Annotated in this window: 12 protein-coding genes; 4 read left to right on the top strand and 8 right to left on the bottom strand. The window is 40.3% G+C overall.

Features of this window, described 5'->3' with window-relative positions:
• Positions 1–5: 5 nt before the first annotated feature.
• Entirely contained in the window at positions 6–2,051 is a 2,046-nt protein-coding gene (locus IR083_RS12825; protein WP_194224612.1) for a M13 family metallopeptidase, read from the top strand.
• Positions 2,052–2,150: 99 nt separating this feature from the next.
• Here IR083_RS12825 and IR083_RS12820 read toward each other — a convergent pair whose 3' ends face one another.
• The 6 genes from IR083_RS12820 to IR083_RS12795 form a co-directional block, all read right to left on the bottom strand.
• The gene (locus IR083_RS12820; protein WP_194224611.1) at positions 2,151–3,980 is read right to left on the bottom strand and encodes a vWA domain-containing protein; all 1,830 of its coding nucleotides are present in this window, start codon (positions 3,978–3,980) and stop codon (positions 2,151–2,153) included.
• Positions 3,981–4,786: 806 nt separating this feature from the next.
• Positions 4,787–7,462, bottom strand: a complete 2,676-nt coding sequence (locus tag IR083_RS12815) for an AsmA-like C-terminal region-containing protein (protein ID WP_194224610.1) — start codon at positions 7,460–7,462, stop codon at positions 4,787–4,789.
• 163 nt (positions 7,463–7,625) lie between these two features.
• Complete coding sequence (locus IR083_RS12810; RefSeq protein ID WP_194224609.1) at positions 7,626–8,723, bottom strand: acyltransferase family protein; 1,098 nt, start codon at positions 8,721–8,723, stop codon at positions 7,626–7,628.
• Positions 8,724–8,726: 3 nt separating this feature from the next.
• Complete coding sequence (locus IR083_RS12805) at positions 8,727–9,620, bottom strand: class I SAM-dependent methyltransferase (RefSeq protein ID WP_194224608.1); 894 nt, start codon at positions 9,618–9,620, stop codon at positions 8,727–8,729.
• Positions 9,621–9,631: 11 nt separating this feature from the next.
• The gene (locus tag IR083_RS12800; protein ID WP_194224607.1) at positions 9,632–11,134 is read right to left on the bottom strand and encodes a helicase HerA-like domain-containing protein; all 1,503 of its coding nucleotides are present in this window, start codon (positions 11,132–11,134) and stop codon (positions 9,632–9,634) included.
• A 68-nt stretch (positions 11,135–11,202) separates the two neighbouring features.
• Entirely contained in the window at positions 11,203–12,954 is a 1,752-nt protein-coding gene (locus IR083_RS12795; RefSeq protein WP_194224606.1) for an LIC_10190 family membrane protein, read from the bottom strand.
• Between the two features lie 141 nt (positions 12,955–13,095).
• Between IR083_RS12795 and IR083_RS12790 the strand changes: the two genes are divergently transcribed.
• Positions 13,096–14,424 (top strand): glycosyltransferase family 39 protein, encoded by a 1,329-nt coding sequence (locus IR083_RS12790; RefSeq protein ID WP_194224605.1) that lies wholly within the window; start codon positions 13,096–13,098, stop codon positions 14,422–14,424.
• A gap of 36 nt (positions 14,425–14,460) precedes the next feature.
• Here the strand turns inward: IR083_RS12790 and IR083_RS12785 are convergent, their stop codons facing one another.
• Positions 14,461–15,243, bottom strand: a complete 783-nt coding sequence (locus IR083_RS12785; protein WP_194224604.1) for a prephenate dehydrogenase/arogenate dehydrogenase family protein — start codon at positions 15,241–15,243, stop codon at positions 14,461–14,463.
• Positions 15,244–15,318: 75 nt separating this feature from the next.
• On the bottom strand, positions 15,319–16,650 hold the full coding sequence (locus IR083_RS12780) for a PhoH family protein (protein WP_194224603.1): 1,332 nt from the start codon (positions 16,648–16,650) through the stop codon (positions 15,319–15,321).
• Between the two features lie 247 nt (positions 16,651–16,897).
• Here IR083_RS12780 and IR083_RS12775 point away from each other — a divergent pair, with 247 nt between their 5' ends.
• On the top strand, positions 16,898–17,962 hold the full coding sequence (locus IR083_RS12775) for a DUF3868 domain-containing protein (protein ID WP_194224602.1): 1,065 nt from the start codon (positions 16,898–16,900) through the stop codon (positions 17,960–17,962).
• A 181-nt stretch (positions 17,963–18,143) separates the two neighbouring features.
• Entirely contained in the window at positions 18,144–18,317 is a 174-nt protein-coding gene (locus tag IR083_RS12770) for a hypothetical protein (protein WP_194224601.1), read from the top strand.
• Positions 18,318–18,327: the final 10 nt, after the last annotated feature.

Raw genomic sequence — 18,327 nt, 5'->3', positions numbered from 1 at the left:
AACAAATGAGAACAATCTACTATTTACCAATTGCTGTTCTCGCCTTTGCTTCCGTCAGTTGCAAAGACAAGACAAATACTCAGACGAACGTGGAAGTGAAAAACTTTGACATTGCCAATCTGGATACTACAGCTATCCCCGGCAACGATTTTTATCAGTATGCTACAGGAGGATGGGCAAAAGCCAATCCGATGAAGGATGAATATGCCCGTTACGGCTCTTTCGACCAGCTGGCAGAAGAGAATCAGAAACAAGTAAAAGGTCTGATTGAAGACCTGGGAAAGACAGAGCATAAACAAGGTTCTGTAGAGCAAAAGATCGGAGACTTGTTCGCTATCGGTATGGATAGTGCAAAACTCAATGCAGATGGGGCAAAACCTATTCAACAGCAGCTTGATGCGATTAACAAAGCAGCCAGCACAGCGGATATCATTAAATTATCCGGTGAATTGAGGAAATATGCAAGCTCCCCTTTCCTTGCTCTTTATGTGGGTGCTGACGATAAGAACAGTGCGATGAATATCGTTCAGCTATATCAGGGTGGACTTGGTCTTGGCGAACGTGAATATTATGTTGCTACCGATTCTACTTCTGTTGCTATCCGTAAAGGATATAGCGATCTGATCCGGATACAGTTTGTAAATGCAGGGTATGCAGAAGCCGATGCGGTGAAAGCTGCCGGTGCAGTTCTTAAAATAGAAACGGCTTTGGCTCAGGACCACTTCAAGAAAGAGGATACCAGAAAACCTGAACTGAACTATCATAAGATGAAAGTTGATGAACTGAACAAATCCGTTGCCAACTTCGACTGGAAAGCATTTTTCGACGCTGCCGACGCGAAAGACTTTACTGAGATCAATGTGGCTCAGGTAAAACCGGTTGCTACAGCCGTAAAACTTATTCAGACACTGCCTCTTGAAGAGTCGAAAGCATATCTTTCTTGGTGTGTGATCGATGCTGCGGCTTCGTATCTGAGCGATAACTTCGTAAATGCCAATTTTGACTTCTATGGTAAGCAACTAAGTGGCCGTAAGGCATTACAACCCCGCTGGAAACGTACGGTAAGCACTGTCGACGGTGCATTAAGCGAAGCTGTAGGACAAATGTATGTGGCGAAGTATTTCCCTGCCGAAGCCAAAGAGAGAATGGTGAAACTGGTGAAAAACCTGCAAGTGACTTTGGGTGAGCGTATCAACAACCTCACATGGATGAGCCCTGAAACCAAGGAGAAAGCTCAGGAAAAACTGAATGCCTTCAATGTGAAGATCGGCTATCCTGACAAATGGAAAGATTATACATCCCTCGAAATCAAGAAAGACGAAAGCTATTGGGCCAATATGGTCAGAGCTGAACAGTTCTCTTACAACGAGATGATTAAGAAGATCAACAAGCCTGTGGATAAGGAAGAATGGCATATGCCGCCGCAAATGGTGAATGCATACTATAATCCTACAACTAACGAAATCTGTTTCCCTGCCGGTATTTTGCAACCACCGTTCTTCTATCTGGGTGCTGATGATGCGGTAAACTACGGGGCAATCGGCGTTGTTATCGGTCACGAAATGTCTCACGGCTTCGATGATCAGGGCAGCCAGTACGATAAAGTCGGTAATCTTGCAAACTGGTGGACAGCAGACGACTCCAAGAAGTTTACTGAAAGAGCACAGGTGCTTGTTCAACATTTCAATAAAATAGAAGTTCTACCGGGTGTATTCGCCAATGGAGAATTTACTCTGGGTGAAAATATCGGTGACTTCGGTGGTCTTCAGATTGCATACAACGCATTTGAGAAAACGGATGAAGCCAAAGCTGGTAAAGATATTGACGGTTTCACTCCGGCTCAGCGTTTCTTCCTTTCTTATGCAGGTGTATGGGCTGGCAATATCCGTGACGAGGAAATTCTCCGCCGCACCAAAATGGACCCTCACTCATTGGGAAAATGGCGTGTAAATGGTACTCTTCCTCATATCAATGCATGGTATGATGCATTCGGTATCACAGAGAAAGATTCGTTGTTTATACCAAAAGAAAAACGTGCGGATATCTGGTAATCCGGTATGAAATATATAAGAGAGAGGATGCTTCCGTGTGGTTGCATCCTCTCTTGCTTTCAGTTAGTAATAAGTAGTTTAGCGAGGACATCCTCCTCCTTAATTTCTAGTTAAGCCTTTTGCAGTTTCCATCAGCCGCACAAATTCCCGCCTATACCCTTGCGAATCGTTTCCATAGCCAGATTGTGCTAATTCAATGGCTTTGTCAAATGTTCCTTCTCCTTTATATTCCGAGTCTTTCATTACCTGCCCGAACATCGCAACAGCCGCGGCAAAACGGAAATCATCCGATACTTCATTTGTATTACTATCTATTAGCGGTACTTCAATCTTCTTGCTGGTACTGCCATTCGGTTGCTTATACCTTAGTTTCACAGTCAGCAAATCGGGATGCATACTTTCTCCAAGCCGTTTCTGTATCGGATTTTTCGCTTCGGTTTGATATTTCAACGGGTCTACGTTTCCCTGCATATTCATTTTTACACCCACCGGTACCACTTCATAGAAAGCCGTTACGGTATGTCCCGCACCCATTTCTCCTGCATCCTTTGTATCGTCATTGAAATCCTCTTTGTTCAGCATCCGGGTTTCATAGCCAACAAGACGGTATGCCTGCACTCTGTTCGGATTGAATTCTATTTGTAGTTTTACATCTTTGGCTACAGTGTACATTGTTGCCCCGAATTCATTTACCAATACTTTATTAGCTTCCTGTAGATTGTCAATATAAGCATGGTTTCCGTTCCCGGCCTGTGCCAGTGTCTGCATTTTGCTGTCTTTATAGTTACCCATGCCATAACCGAGGATAGAAAGGAATACACCCGTTTTTCGTTCGTTTTCTATCAGCCTCTGTAATCCCTCGTTACTTGACACACCTACATTGAAGTCGCCGTCGGTACAAAGGATGATGCGATTGTTCCCTCCTTTTATAAAGTTCTGCTTTGCTATTTTATAAGCAAGCTGAATACCTGCGCCTCCGGCGGTAGAGCCTCCTGCCGAAAGGTTATTAAGCGCTTCTTTTATCTTTTGCTTATTCTCTCCCGATGTGGATGGCAGTACTTCACCCGTAGAACTTGCGTAGACAACAATGGCTACACGGTCTTTCTTCCGGAGGTTATTCACCAACAGCTTCAGGGACGATTTCACCAGGTCGAGGCGGGTAGGGCCGCTCATCGAGCCAGAAACATCTATCAGGAATACAAAGTTGGATGCAGGCAGATTGTCCGAAGCCAGACTCTTGGCTTTTAAACCCACTTTCACCAGACGGTTTTGAGAATTCCACGGGCAAGAACCCACTTCGGTAGTTATTCTTACAGGATCATTTCCGGCAGGTTCGGCATAATCATAACTAAAATAGTTGATAAGTTCCTCAATGCGGACTGCGTCTTTATAAGGCAATTCCCCCCTGTTTATAAACCTCCGCATATTACTGTACGATGCGGCATCTACGTCTACGGAGAAGGTAGAGAGAGGTTCTTCTCTTGCCATCTTGAACTTATTTTCCGTAAACTGGCTGTATTCTTCGTTGCGCTGTCTGTCGTAGCGAGGTGATTCAGCCATAATAAAGGGTTTTGCGACCGGGACCTCTGCAACGATCGCTTTGTGTTCCCTTAGTTCGGCAATATCAGCAGCTTGCTTATCGTCTGAACCTTTTACATCAGCTACTGAAATTTGCATTTGAGATTCCTGAATTTCGTTTTGGCTAAGCATATAATCATTACTTACTGCTTCGTCCTTACTTATCGTAGGAGGGACAAACTTTTGTTGGACTGTCATCGGTGGTGACGGTGGAGTTAATTCTGTTAACTGTTCGGGTTGTGTTTCTATTACAGTGTATTGCTCATTTGGAGATTCTGTTTTAGTCTTCGTATTACACGAGAACATAAATATACCTGATAAAATAATCAATCCGATTGCTGATGTTTTCATAATCTATCTGTATTGAGTTAATAATTTGTGTTTATTGGATAGATATATTTTTATTGACGATTCCATAAATTCAGCGTGTATATTTTTCTGGAATTTTTATGTAGCAAATCGAATCCGGATAAAAAAGGTAACAAAGGTAACACAGAAACCAATTAATAATTAAGAATGAAAAATTAATAATTATCTTGTCCCTCGCTCGCGCAGACTTCCCTTTTCAGTTGTGCAACAGACACCGGAAGTCCGCGCTAGCCGGGGTATTTAGTTAAAACCTGACACTTCTGACAGTTTTTTCATTATTTATACCTTGTCATTTTTGCATCTGTTAATCATATATAGATGAAAAGTAACAGAGGTAACAGGGAAAGCAATTAAGAATGAATAATGAAAAATTAATAATTAGCTTGTCATGCTGAATAGAGTGAAGCATCTCGTCAGTGAACAGTCATCAGTTAATAACTCGTCTACTCGTATCTTATATAACTTTCAACTTATTACTCAATACTTACTACTTTGAAAAGGTAACAAAGGTAACACTCTTTCTGTCTTCTCAACTATAACCTTTTCTCTTCTTCCTTAACAATAATCATTTCAAAGACCGCTTACTATTAACCTATATTTGCAATTTATAGTTAAAAGGTAACAAACGTAACAAGAAACCAATTAATAATTATGAATGAACAATTAATAATTATTTTCTTATACCTCCTGAAAAAATAGTATAGATAAACATTTGGGTATTTCATAACAAAAAGAGGCGCTTTAGCAATTACTAAAGCACCTCTCTGAGCAAGATATATATTCTGTTTTTATTCTGTAGCCGCAGCCGTTTCGCCTTCAATCTTCTTGATTTGCTCTTCGGCTTTGTTCCTTAGGTTTTGAGCCTGTTTCTCGGCCTCATCCACCAGTTTTTTACCTGCGGCTTTTGCTGCAACTTTTGCAAGGGCGTTGCTGCCGGCTTTAGCTACCAGATTATCTGATTGCTTTTGAGCTTCTTCAACGAGCTTCTTAGCCGTATTGTCTGCTTCAGCCCTGATTTTTTCTATCTGTTTAGCTTTTTCATCCGACAAAGAAGTTGCAGTACCGTCACTATTCTTTCCGCCAAGCAGACCGCTGACAATTGACGATGCGGCATCGGTTGCCAGAGCTTTGGTGTCCACTCCGATTTTAGGACTGGAGAAGGTACCGCCGATAGTGATAGGCACATTGTTGATATAATTATTAGCCAATGATTTGGGCAGGGTTACAGTTCCTTTGTAATTGATACTCTGGTCGAGTCCGGTAGAACCTTCCAGTTTCATCATACCTCCGTTGCCGATATTTATATTGAATGGCTTGGTAATAATCTGTCCGTTATCGATATTGAAGGGAAGGTTCAGATCCTTCGGTGATATAGATTTTAGCGCGTCGGTTTTCAGCGCAGATGAAAGGGCTGTAAGTGCAGCTACATTCTCTACCTTTACATCGCTTGTCTGCAATGCGCCGCTACCGGTAAGGCCAGCAAGGGTTTGCATGATGGATTGTCCCAGTGATGTATTAAATTTCAGATTCATGGAATATGTACCAATCAGGCTTTCAAAGATAGGAGCGAATTTCTGTATTGATTCTACTGATTTGAATGTTTCTGCAAATGATACTTTCGACAATGCGATGTCAAAGTCGACCTTTGGTGTTTTAGGGTCGGACGTATTGTATGACCCGCTTACTTTTGCGGAACCACCTAAAGCATTAGCACCTACATTATTCAAAGTCAATATGCCGTTTCTTATAGTCATATTCCCTGCCATATTTGTAATGTTCATTTTACCATATACAATCTGGTTAAGGACAGCGCTCAGCGTGAAATCTATATTCTTAGGGATAATGATGTCTTCCGATGTCGCCGATGTGGTATCAGATGCGGCTGTGCCGGACGTTTCACTGCTGATGAAATCGTTAGCGTTCAGGTAATTCGATTTTATATTCAACTGGCCTTTCAGTGTCTGATCTTTCAGCGCATATGCGATAAAGTTTTCCAGACGGCCGTTTGCCGAGATATCGTTCTTGCCGATTTTTACTTCCAGCGAAGGAAGGTTTACATAACGTGGGGTAAACTCGAGGGATGCATTGTTTATCAATACTTCAGGCATATCGGTAGCTTTATATGCCATATTGTTCAGTTCCAGTTTTCCGGTTGCCGATACATTTTCGTATTGTTCTTTTTCTATAGCCGACATTCTTGTTGCCAGATTGATGTTGGCTGTGATTATACCGTTCAGTTCCGTGCCTTTTTCCAGAGGATATACTTCCTTTATCATACCCAGATTGATTGTACCGTTGGCATGCGCTTTCAGGTTAGGGTCACTCATAGGAGTGGTAATATTCAGGTTTCCGCTGAACGGATTTCCTCCCAGATTGAAGCTGAATTTGCTGATGTCAATGATCATATTATCCAACGAACCGCCTTTACTGTTTATATCCACAGCAACATTGATGTCGTTCACCGATTTAGGTAATGACGGATATTGGAACATAGCATTGTTTACACCTATCTTCACATCGAAAGCAGGGTAATTTTCTCCTTGCCAAAGCCCTTTGATATAGGCATCGAGGGTTGCTGTGCCCGATGTTTTCACATCTTTGAAGTCGGCTGTGTACATGGCCGGAACAAGGGAGAGTATATCTTTGAATTGCGTGTCGGGAGCATTCAGTTTCAGGTCGAAGTCCATATCCTCATAGTTCTTGCCTTGCATCGTAAACCATCCGTCGATAGAGGCTTTCAACTCATTTATCCTGATTTCACTCTTGTCGAATGTGAATTTCATATTGTCGAAATTCGCGTTAATGGTTGCATCCGCATTTCCTTTTACTTTATTCAGGTAAGGGATACCATCCATGTAAAAGGAAATTTCACTGATCTCGGACGTCGTTTTTATCGTTGTTTCACTGGCAGAAAAATCACCGGAGATTTCACCGCTCCATTTATTGAGCACGAGTTTCATCTTTGTAGAATCGTTCTGATAAACAATGTTACAGTCATTCACTGTAATTCTTTTCAGATTCAGGTTAAACGGAGTGCTGTTTTCTGCTTCGGTGCCGGTCGCAGTGGAATCCGTTTTCATTATATCATAATTGGTACGCCCGTCGGCCAGCACTTTCGCATATACGGAAGCCCTGTCCAGATTGATTCTGGAAATATTGTAGTTATTTCCAAAGAGGCTCATCAAATCAATTGTTACACTACCCGATTTAGCCTGTATTAGCGTGTCTTTCTCGAAATCACCGATACCTGTAATACTTGCATCTTCGAGAGATAATGTGGCATTGGGGAAATTTGAGAATAAATTGAGACCAAAGTCTTTAATGTCTACTTTGGCATTCAGTTGCTCGTTGGCAACATTCAGTACTGCGGTTTTAATTTTGTCCTTAAACAAAAAAGGTATCGATATCATTGCTATTATAATGACTACCAATACTACGCCAATAATGGTTAATACTTTCTTCATAATTTATTGATTTTTCGTAATTTGTTCTGTTTGTATATCTATATATAACGGAAAGTTTGTGTGTTTGTTTTATTTTTCCATAAAATCAAGCCGAAGTTACTACTTTTTTTGACATGATATCAAAAATCGCAAAGGTCGCCGATACTTTTTCTTCTTTCCATTATTATTTCACCTTCTTTATCAATCTGTTAAGATGGGGAGAGATCATGTTGTTATAAAATATACTGATAACAAATGATATAACTATTGTTATCAACAAATGAATAAGTGTCAGTAATAATATTTCGGGTTGTTCCTTTCCGTACATATACCTGAGGCTGTAAGCACGTAAAGGGCCATTGATAAGGAACATAAACATACTGATGCCTCCAACAAATAAGAGCGGCTTTTGTATAATTTTCCAAGAACAATTATATATAGGATAGCAAGAATAAATTATCAGAATAGTTGCCGATACAAAGCTCAACGGAAAAAAGTATTCGGAAAACCATGACAGTATAAATATGCAGAGAGCAGGCAATACCGTTTTATAATCGATATACCAGTCTTTATACATGGCAAAACCAATAGCAAGAATAAATTCCGGTAAATGCCCAATGAAATTGGCAAAGAGGGGTATATTTAATTTATTGCAAACAGGTAACAACGCATATATCAGAATACAACTGATAGCAAACATAATATACAATCCCCTTTTTTTATACTTATCTATTATGAAGTAGAGTAGGGGAAAGATCAGATATAATTGAATAATAAAGCTGAAATACCACCATGGGCCTATGTAAGGATACGAAAAAATCATATCGAAAGAGAAGTTATTATATAATAGCAGAGACGATATTACAAATTCGGGAAAACGGTCTGTGGTTGCCGGATTGAAACGATACATCAACATGAAGTAGCAGACGAGGCCTATTATAATCAGACCGTATATCTTTATCAACTTCGGTACAATGTATGATTTGTATGATGCGGGTTTTTTCTTCAGAAATTGCTTAGTCAAACCATAGGCGCTGGCAAAGATGAATACTTCAATACCAAGGAATCCCCAGAAAGAAAAACTACCTCCTATAATTAACCACGCATCGTAATGAATAACGGCATCTATAAACCTGAATATACGACCGGGATCGAAAGAGAACTCATTTTCACCTATTTTGTTTGTCCAGTGCAGAAAGTTGTGCAGAACTATAATTATCATACCAAGCCCTTTAAGTATGGTAATCTGGTTCTTTGAAAGATCATAGATCGATATTTTCATCACTTACTTCTTGAAACGGGCATACACACTAAGCGGAAGATTCTTACCCGATTTTTCCGGAACAATAAGTTCTCCGAACTGGCAATTTTTTACATCCGGAAAATAATCCTTTATCAGATTTTCAGCAATGACAGCCGAGAATCCCATCGAGTAGAGATTGAGTATAAGGAACGAATCTTTCTCAGCCAATAGTTCACGGCATAGCTCCATCAGTTCGGCAATATTCTCTTCCAATATCCATTTTTCACCGTCAGGTCCCCGTCCATAAGCGGGAGGGTCGAGGATTATACCATTGTATTTCTTTTCGCGTTTTACCTCTCTGCGACAAAATTTAAGGGCATCTTCCACTATCCAGCGGATATTGTCCAGTCCCGAAGCTTCCATATTCTCACGCGACCATGTAATTACCTGCCTCACCGAATCCACATGTGTTACATCTGCTCCTGCGCTTTTAGCAGCGATAGAGGCTCCGCCCGTATATGCGAAGAGATTGAGAATTTTAGGTTCCTCTGCTTTTATTTCATTGATCGTATCGTAGATGAAATTCCAGTTTTCGGCCTGTTCGGGAAATATGCCGACATGCTTGAAAGAGGTTAGTCCCAATCTGAATTTAAGGTTCATTCCCTTATATTTATAATTGATGAACCACTGGTCAGGCATTCCTTTTTTTTGAGTCCATACACCCTTGTCATTACCATCCTGGGAAGTTTTTCCTTTCTCCCTCCTGAAGATGGCATCCGGTATATCCTCCCATTCTTTTTCCGGTAATGATTTACGCCATACGGCTTGCGGTTCGGGGCGGCGTATAATGTATTTGCCGAATCTCTCCAACTTTTCATATTCTCCCGAGTCGATCAGTTCGTAATCGATCCAGTGCTGAGGTTGTAATAATTGCATCAATCTGTTTTTTATCTTTTCTTTGAACCTTTGAAGAAGGCGTTAATAACCTGCTTTGCCAATGGAACTACAACCGTAGTTGCTATTGCTCCCCAGAATTTCTTTTTTTGCACTGCTTCCTGACGTTCTATTTTTGCTTGTTCTTTCTGTATTTTTTCCTGTTCTTTTTGAGCTTTGGCATCGGCTTTTTCTTGTGCTGCCTGTTCCTTTTCGCTCAATGTGCCTTGCAGGCGTTCGGTAAGGATTTCGTAGGCCGATTGCCTGTCCTGTACCTGTGCATAATGCCTGTAAAGCAATGAACCGGCTATCATTTTCTTTCTTACATCTGCATCTAATGGGCCTATCTGTCCTTCCGGAGGCAATATATAGGCTCTTTCCACTTGATTTGGCCGTCCCTTTTCATCGAGGACAGAGACTAATGCTTCACCCGTTCCCAGTTCGGAGATAGCGGTTTCCGTATCGAATTTCGGATTGGCACGAAATGTTTGTGCTGCTACTTTTACGGCTTTCTGGTCTTTCGGTGTATATGCCCTGAGTGCATGCTGTACACGGTTTCCCAGTTGCCCCAAAACAGAATCGGGTATATCGGCAGGAGTCTGGGAAATGAAATATATACCTATCCCTTTCGAACGGATAAGCCGTACGACCTGCTCTATCTTTTCCAATAATGCTTTTGGCGCATCAGTGAATAGTAAATGGGCCTCATCGAAGAAGAAAACCATTTTCGGTTTATCAGGGTCTCCTACCTCCGGCATTACTTCAAACAGTTTTGTCATCAGCCACATCAGGAAGGTTGTATACACCCTCGGAGAATTCATCAGCTTGTCCGACGCAAGGATATTGATTACTCCTTTTTCTCCCTCTGTTTGTATCAGGTCGTCGATATTGAGGTTAGGCTCGCCAAAAAACTGGTCTGCTCCATCATGCTCAAGCGTTATTAATCCACGCTGTATGGCTCCGATACTGGCTGTCGATATATTTCCGTATGCTGTTGTATATTTATTGGAATTATCGCCTACATATTGGAGTAGTTTTTGTAAATCTTTGAGATCAATTATCGCCAGAGACTCGTCTTTTGCTATCTTAAATATAATGGTCAGAACGGCAGATTGAGTGTCGTTCAGCGAAAGCAGGCGGCTGAGCAGCAATGGTCCCATATCGGCTACTGTAGCTCTGATAGGAGTTCCCTGTTCACCGAATACATCCCAGAACTGTACGGGGAATGCCTGAAATTCAAATCCTTTGCCAGCCAGATGATACGACTCTACGCGCTGTACTACGCTATCCTTGTTGCCTCCAGTGGCGGCTACACCCGACAGGTCACCTTTTACGTCGGCGGCAAAAACAGGTACGCCCATTTTACTGAATGTCTCCGCCAATGTTTGCAGGGTAACGGTTTTCCCTGTTCCGGTGGCTCCGGTAATAAGCCCGTGACGGTTTGCCATCTTAGGAACCAGACAAACCTCTGCATCTTGTGATATGGCGATAAAAGCCCTTTTTTCGTTGTCGAACATCGGATTATTGATTTAGATTTATAAAAACTCAGAGAATAAAAAGTTCGTGAAATTGAGGGTAAAATTAATCATTTATTTATAAATTCCCTTTTCCTTCTGAACCCATTTTTTATTGAATTTCCTCTTGCTTCTATCCACCTGATATCCGGGATTGTCCAGAAATCCGGCGTACCTTCCTTATTGGCTATACAAGGAATGTTGTCGCCATACCAGCCACTGGGGTAGGTGCTGATGCCGATGGAGACCGAATTATTCAACTTATGCTGTTTTATCGAAAAGTCTTCATCCGCAGCTTCGTTTTCTTTTAACGCGGCCATTTTATCTTTGGCAGAGTAGGGATGCAACAATATTCTTGTTATGCGTTTGCTCTTTTCAGTCACATCCAGCTGATCCTTCAGACATTCGTCGTAATAGGACGCTGAACGAAAAGAAAAGACAGTCATCCACAAGATCAGTAAGGATATAGAAGCAATGCTTAAGCGAGGAAAGAAATATATTTTTTTTCCCAATAGACATGCTGCCCCTGTAAATATGGCCGCGAATACATAGCCGCTGCCAAAACGGAAATCGTGCGCAAAAAAGAACCAGTAACACAAGCAGAGTGTCAGGGTTGCCAGTACATATTTGTATATTGTATTCCTGCTTTTAAAGGTTGTGTATAAGGAGACGACGACAGATGATGCGGTAAGCAAATAGATAAATGAAAGTATTATATAATATTTGTTGTGTACTGCTATCCCGTTTCGGAAAGCCTCTGCCATGTATTCGTTTGCATAATAGCCGATAAGGAAACGTTGTTTGACCGCAGTCTCCACAGGTACCTGCCAGTCGAAAGCGAAAAGGTTAATTTCGTGAAGAGGGTATATGAGGTAACCCGATATAATTACAGTCCGTGCCATCCACAAAACAAAATATAAGAATAGAAGGGAGGTGATAAAGATTAACGGCTTGTATTCTTTTTGACGGATAACAGCAATAGCAAGGAAAATACTGAGCAGGGCAACCGGTGCGGCCGACAGTTTGAATCCGGCCAGAGCAACAGGAACGAAGATATATAGTAAATAGTTTTGCCTGAAAGATTCAGGATATAAAATGATTTTGACAACCAGATAAAACGTAACCAGTCCGGGGATTATATCGGTCGATGTATCGCTTATGCCCCTATGTTCATAATAGAAATAAACGACTGATACGATAAAAAGGATTACCCGTTTCAATTCAAATTTTGACCTGAAAACCTCTAAGAGTATCCACGAGAATATGAGAATGGCGATTAATGACTGGACAGTATAAACCGGATAACCGAGAAAAAGCCTGAGTGTGAAAATGGCATCCAGCAAAAACAGGTTGGAATTGAATCCGAAACGGTCTTCAAGGTTTGCTATGCCCGGCGTTACGGGATATTCTTCATTCCAGCGGATATTCGCATAATGGTACGACATAGCGTCGAAACCGTTTGGTGCCCACACAGCAATTAAGATAAAGGATAAAAAGAGAAATGCGAGTAAAACTTTTTGATAGAAGGCCAGATTACTAATTTCTTTCAATTTCTGTAATAACAGACTTATTCTTTCTCTTTTCCAAATCCAGTATCCTATGCATAATGCAATACAGGCGAACAAGATATAATGATTGGAAGGGATAAAGAAAGAGGTGATAGAGAGAGGTATGATTGTAAAAAACAGGCCGAATAGAATTGTATCGGGAACCGAATATACTTCTTTTCTCTTGCAAATCAGATTATATATGGAAATAAAAAAATCTCCGGCAGTGAATAATACAAAGAAAATTATGAACCACGATATAAGTACTATTGCCATGTTTATAAAAATTGTGTCTGTAAAGATATAAAGTATTAAAGTTTTAATGGGAATGTTTTCACAAAATATTAATATCTTGGCGAACATAATCAGGCCCTGTTAGTTATAATCATACCGGTCTGTTATTTAAAGTCAGATAATTTGGAATCAACAACTAAAATATGGCTGTGGTGTATCAATCACCCCGTAAAAACGATTGTTATTGTTGCGGTATTTGTCCGTTTATTGATAGCTATCCTTTACGGGCATATTACATTATATCCTGACAGCGAAGATTACAAGGTATTGGCAGAACGCATTCTTAGTTTAAATCTTGCCGGATACGAAGGTGAGAGGCCGCCCGGCTATCCGCTGTTGCTTTGCTTTTCCGGTTTGTCTGATCTGGTAACGGTTATATTCCAGTTGGTAATGGGTGTCTGTACACTTGTGGCAGGCTATAAGACCTTATTGCTGATGGATGTGGAGAAAAGGATTGCATTGGTAATGACCCTTTTCGGAACAACTTACCTACCTTCGGTTTTCTTTGAATTCGCTATACTTACCGAGACGTTTATATTGCTGGTTGTCACGCTTATATTTTATGTGTTTTTTAGTATTATAAAGGATAAGGAAAGCAGTTCGAAAAACTATTTATGGCTGTCTCTGCTCTGTGGCTACCTTGTGCTGATAAAGATGTTTTATGTCTATCTGGCTATCCTCTTGTTCATAATACTGGTACTGCACAATCATAGTTCTCTGAAGATTATAACCCGTAAATATGCTTTGACGTTACTGATACCTCTATTTGTCTTTTTAGGATGGTCTTATGTAAATAAACTGAACACAGGTCTTTTCGTTTCTTCTACTTTCTATGGTTTCAATATTGCGCAGAATTGTGTATGGTTTGCAGATAATACGACTGAAGAATACAGGGAAATCGGAAATGTATATGTGAGATACAGATACGAAAACCCTAAAGATAAAGAAATCGCTATGACTATCTGGGAGGCCTATCCCGAGCTGAAAGCCCGCACAGGTTTATCATTCCCCGATTTGTCAAAAAAAATGTACGATTACAGTATTGCTACTATTAAAAAGAATCCGGGGCTTTATCTTGAACAGGTACTTGTCTCGTGGCGCGATTTTTGGAAAACCTCGCTTTATTGGGAGGTTTATAGTTTCTCTGTACCCGAGTCGCATATTGTAGTTATGTATGTGTGCTATGCGGGGCGTATTGTTCTGCAACTGGTGAAAATTCTTTTTGTATTACTTATCCCTTACAATATTGTAGTTGCTATACGCAGAAGGAAGTTGACGCCCGAAGCAATTATATCCTTGATTATATTATTTGCTTCGCTCCTTCAGGCTTTTGCTACATACGGGACAAATTCACGGTTCAGCTATCCGTTCGAAATACTGATGGTTACATCGGTATTACTGAATGCATTGCAATATTACCGGTATAGATTGAAACGAAAAACTGCACCCTGATTTCTCAAGATGCAGCTCATATTGTTTTCTCATTAATTATTCCTTTTCTGCTATATTCTTTCTAGCCTTGGTCAGGAAGTCGAGCATGGCCGTACTATCCTTCTTTTCTATTATTTCCAGAAGGTTCTTCAACTCCTTACGGATACCTTCGACCTGAGCAGGTGTATATGGGTTGAATAAGATTTCCGTAAGTAAATAATCGTCTTCCGAGAGCAAACCTTTAGCAATATCCATATGTCGTTTGAATGTTGTACCCGGTGCTTCCTGATGTTTCATTACCGATGTGAAAACAAGGGTGGATGCAAAAGGTATAGACAAAGAGTAAGCGATTGTTTCGTCATGTTCTTCAAACGTATATTCAAATACTCTTAAATTCAGACTTTTATATAGATCAAGGAAAAATTTCTTTCCAGCTTCGCTCGATTCCGAGATCACGATTGCACTTTGTGTACTCAGGTTGCGCAGGTCGGCAAATGTAGGGCCGAACATAGGATGAGATGAAGCAAAAGGCTGTTCCACAGTTGCATAAAACTCTTTTAATCCTGTTTTTACAGATGCTATGTCCGAGATGATGCAATCTTTGCTGATGTATGGCAGTACCGTTTTGAATGCATCTATCGTATATTTAACTGTAGCAGCATTGATAACAAGTTCTGGATCGAAATCCGCAATTTCTTTTGGATCACTCATCCTCACGGTATTGTATATAAATCTCAGCTTTTGCGGATCAATATCAAATACAGCAAGCTCGTGGTCGAAGCTAAGCACATCGCCGAAGAAAGAACCCATCTTTCCGGCTCCAAGTATCAAAATTCTCATTTCCTGTATTATTATTTAAAATTGGTGCAAAGATACAAGATTCGGTACAATCTGTATCAAATCGCTGCTTTTTAATTATAATAATGTACTTGCCACTTCAGATAACTTACTTCTTTCACCCTTCACCAGATTTACATGAGCAAACAGGTCCTGTCCGTTCATCTTGTCTATCATATAGGCGAGTCCGTTCGACTGGGCGTCGAGGTATGGGGAATCTATCTGCTGCAAGTCTCCTGAGAATATCATTTTAGTACCTTCTCCTGCACGGGTGATAATTGTTTTTATCTCATGGGGGGTCAGGTTTTGCGCTTCATCTATGATGCATATCATTTCCGACAGGCTTCGTCCCCGGATATAAGCAAGAGCTTCTATTTCCAGTTTCTTACTCTTCTGCATTTCTTCAATGTTGCGGTATTCTGCACCTCCGTATGCGATGTGATTTTTTATTACCGAAAGATTGTCGAACAAAGGCTGCATATATGGTGCGATCTTTTGCTTTTCGTCGCCGGGCAGGAATCCCAATTCTTTATTGCCAAGGGCAACAATGGGGCGGGCTAGCAATATCTGGTCGAAACTCTCATTTTGCTTCAAGGCCGAAGCCAGAGCCAGTAAGGTTTTTCCTGTACCTGCTTTCCCTGTCAGCGCCACGAGTTTTATATCCGGATCCATTAATACTTCCAGCGCAAATGTTTGTTCGGCATTGCGTGGCTGTATACCGTACGCTATTTGTTTCTCAATCTTCTTTATCTTATTACTAAAAGGATTGTAGCGGGCTAAAACACTCTTTTTCCCGTTTTTCATAACGAAACATTCGTTTGCAATAACAGGGCTTTCCAGATCAAAATCATCGAGGTCGATACCATCCGGATTGGCGTACAGATTATCAATGACGGAAGAGTCCATGTCTTTGAATGTTTTGTGTTGTTTCTCAAACATAAATACATCCACGACTTTGTCGTTGATATAATCTTCTGCCAGCAGACCGATGGCGCGTGCCTTCATCCGCAGATTAATGTCTTTGGTAACCAGTATTGTTTTTGTTTTCGGATCGCGCTCTGTTATCTCTACTACGGCGGACAGGATACGATGATCGGGGATTCTTTCCGGAAATATTTCATATACCTGGCTTTGTGCTTTGATACCTGTTTCCACAAAAAGATTACCCATCCCGCTTCCTAAGGGAGTACCTTCTGAGAATAGATTGTCGTCGGTGATAGCATCCAGTTGGCGGAGAAATTCGCGGGCATTATAATTTATCTGGTCATTTCCTTTTTTGAATTTGTCCAACTCTTCCAGCACTACGATAGGAAGATATATATCGTTTTCTTCAAAATTGTCTAAACATCTGAAATCATGTAGTATTACATTCGTATCTAATACAAAGTTCTTCTTTTTCTTTCTTGCCATATTCTTTACAATTACTTTATCTGTGATATATAACAATAAATATAGCTGATTTGATTTATACAAAGTGAATTTTTGAAATATTTTTATTACCTTTCGGACATAAAACCAGGTCGGAATACGAGACAACTGAATATTAGCATGCAAGTAAGAATATCTTTTGTATATTCTGTTTTTTATATTACCCGATTTTAAGGGTGGAGACTTTATAGAAGGTGTAGACAAATACCTATAACACTAATATATAAATATGAAGAAGATTTTTATCATTTTTCTGATGGTAGCATTCATTTGTTATCACCAGGGAGTCTATGCACAACAAAACAATAATGCTAAATACAAAAACATTGAATTTGAATATGACAAGGAAAATGTATATGTAAGCATTTATTTTAATTTGCAAGATTACTATGTTGAATTAGGCGATTCCCTTACGTTGACGCCTCTGATAAGGGCAAATTCTAATGCTCTGGCACTCCCGAATGTAGTACTGATAGGACAAGGACAGCAAGGCTTTTATTTGTTTAACAGGAGTCTGGCAGACGCTGGATCATATAGGTTTCCTAAAACTTCCAGTCAAAAAAACGAATTATATCAGACTAAAGTCCCTTACGAACCGTGGATGAATAGTTCGAGGTTAGATATGAAAATTGATTTGAACCAAATTGGAGGATTTCCATTATACAGTTATGCAGACGCATTGAAGAATGGTATTAATGCAAAGGTACCTAAGATGCAGATGCCTTTACCTACCGTAAGACAGGAATTAACAGGTGGTATACCGTCGTCAACAAATGAGATCTTTTCCAATCCGGCAGATCCTTCACGTGAAAGCGTTACTTTCGATTTGCGCCTTTCGGGTAAAAAATCATTTGTTGTAGCTAATCAGGAAGAAGTAGATAAGATAAAGGCATTGATCGACTGGGCTATGACCAATGAGAATGTTACCCTTATAGGTGTTTATATTACCGCTTACACGTCTGTGGATGGAATTTATATGGATAATGATGAACTCACTAAGGAGCAGTCTCTGGCATTCAAGAGAACCTTGCAGGCCGGAAATAGCTATCCGGACCCATTGTTTTTTACAGAGTTTAAAGGAGAGGACTGGCCGGGATTGACAGAGCTTGTCAAGCAATCAAATATGCCGTATCAGCAAGAAGTGCTGAATATCATAAACAATACGGGTATTTTTACCGGCCGTGAATTGAAGCTTATGCAGTTAGCTCAAGGTAATCCATACAGATATATGCGGGATAATTTGTTCCCTCAACAGTGGCGGATAGAATGCAGGGTTGTATATAGAAACAAATAACAAAAAAGAGACTTTCATATGAGAGTCTCTTTTTTATTACCTATATCTTTATTCTTATGCCTGTTCGATCAACTTTTTTCGAAAAAAGGTCTTTTCTTAAAATATGCGTTTGAGTTATTCGTCTACAATAATAGGGAGATAATTTACCCTGTTATAATTAAACCATATAAACATTATAGCGATGAATCTCAACAAAAGCATAAAGAACCTTTTTATTCATATCGTAGTTCGCCTGTTGGAAGAGTTCGATTTGGAGTGGACTCTGAACTCTACAGCTTATAAATCTTATATAGGACACGGACATTCTGAAGAAAAGTTAGAAATGGATTCTTACGAATTTCACGGTTGTTATTAACCTTTAAGCA

The sequence above is a fragment of the Dysgonomonas sp. GY75 genome (assembly GCF_015234155.1).
Classification (GTDB): domain Bacteria; phylum Bacteroidota; class Bacteroidia; order Bacteroidales; family Dysgonomonadaceae; genus Dysgonomonas; species Dysgonomonas gadei.
The sequence above is the reverse complement of the archived record's forward strand: the minus strand, read 5'-3'. Positions and strand labels throughout refer to the sequence as shown.

Coding starts and splice junctions, on each gene's coding strand:
- IR083_RS12825 (WP_194224612.1), top strand. CDS start 6: ATGAGAACAATCTACTATTTACCAATTGCTGTTCTCGCCTTTGCTTCC.
- IR083_RS12820 (WP_194224611.1), bottom strand. CDS start 3,980: ATGAAAACATCAGCAATCGGATTGATTATTTTATCAGGTATATTTATG.
- IR083_RS12815 (WP_194224610.1), bottom strand. CDS start 7,462: ATGAAGAAAGTATTAACCATTATTGGCGTAGTATTGGTAGTCATTATA.
- IR083_RS12810 (WP_194224609.1), bottom strand. CDS start 8,723: ATGAAAATATCGATCTATGATCTTTCAAAGAACCAGATTACCATACTT.
- IR083_RS12805 (WP_194224608.1), bottom strand. CDS start 9,620: ATGCAATTATTACAACCTCAGCACTGGATCGATTACGAACTGATCGAC.
- IR083_RS12800 (WP_194224607.1), bottom strand. CDS start 11,134: ATGTTCGACAACGAAAAAAGGGCTTTTATCGCCATATCACAAGATGCA.
- IR083_RS12795 (WP_194224606.1), bottom strand. CDS start 12,954: ATGGCAATAGTACTTATATCGTGGTTCATAATTTTCTTTGTATTATTC.
- IR083_RS12785 (WP_194224604.1), bottom strand. CDS start 15,243: ATGAGAATTTTGATACTTGGAGCCGGAAAGATGGGTTCTTTCTTCGGC.
- IR083_RS12780 (WP_194224603.1), bottom strand. CDS start 16,650: ATGGCAAGAAAGAAAAAGAAGAACTTTGTATTAGATACGAATGTAATA.
- IR083_RS12775 (WP_194224602.1), top strand. CDS start 16,898: ATGAAGAAGATTTTTATCATTTTTCTGATGGTAGCATTCATTTGTTAT.
- IR083_RS12770 (WP_194224601.1), top strand. CDS start 18,144: ATGAATCTCAACAAAAGCATAAAGAACCTTTTTATTCATATCGTAGTT.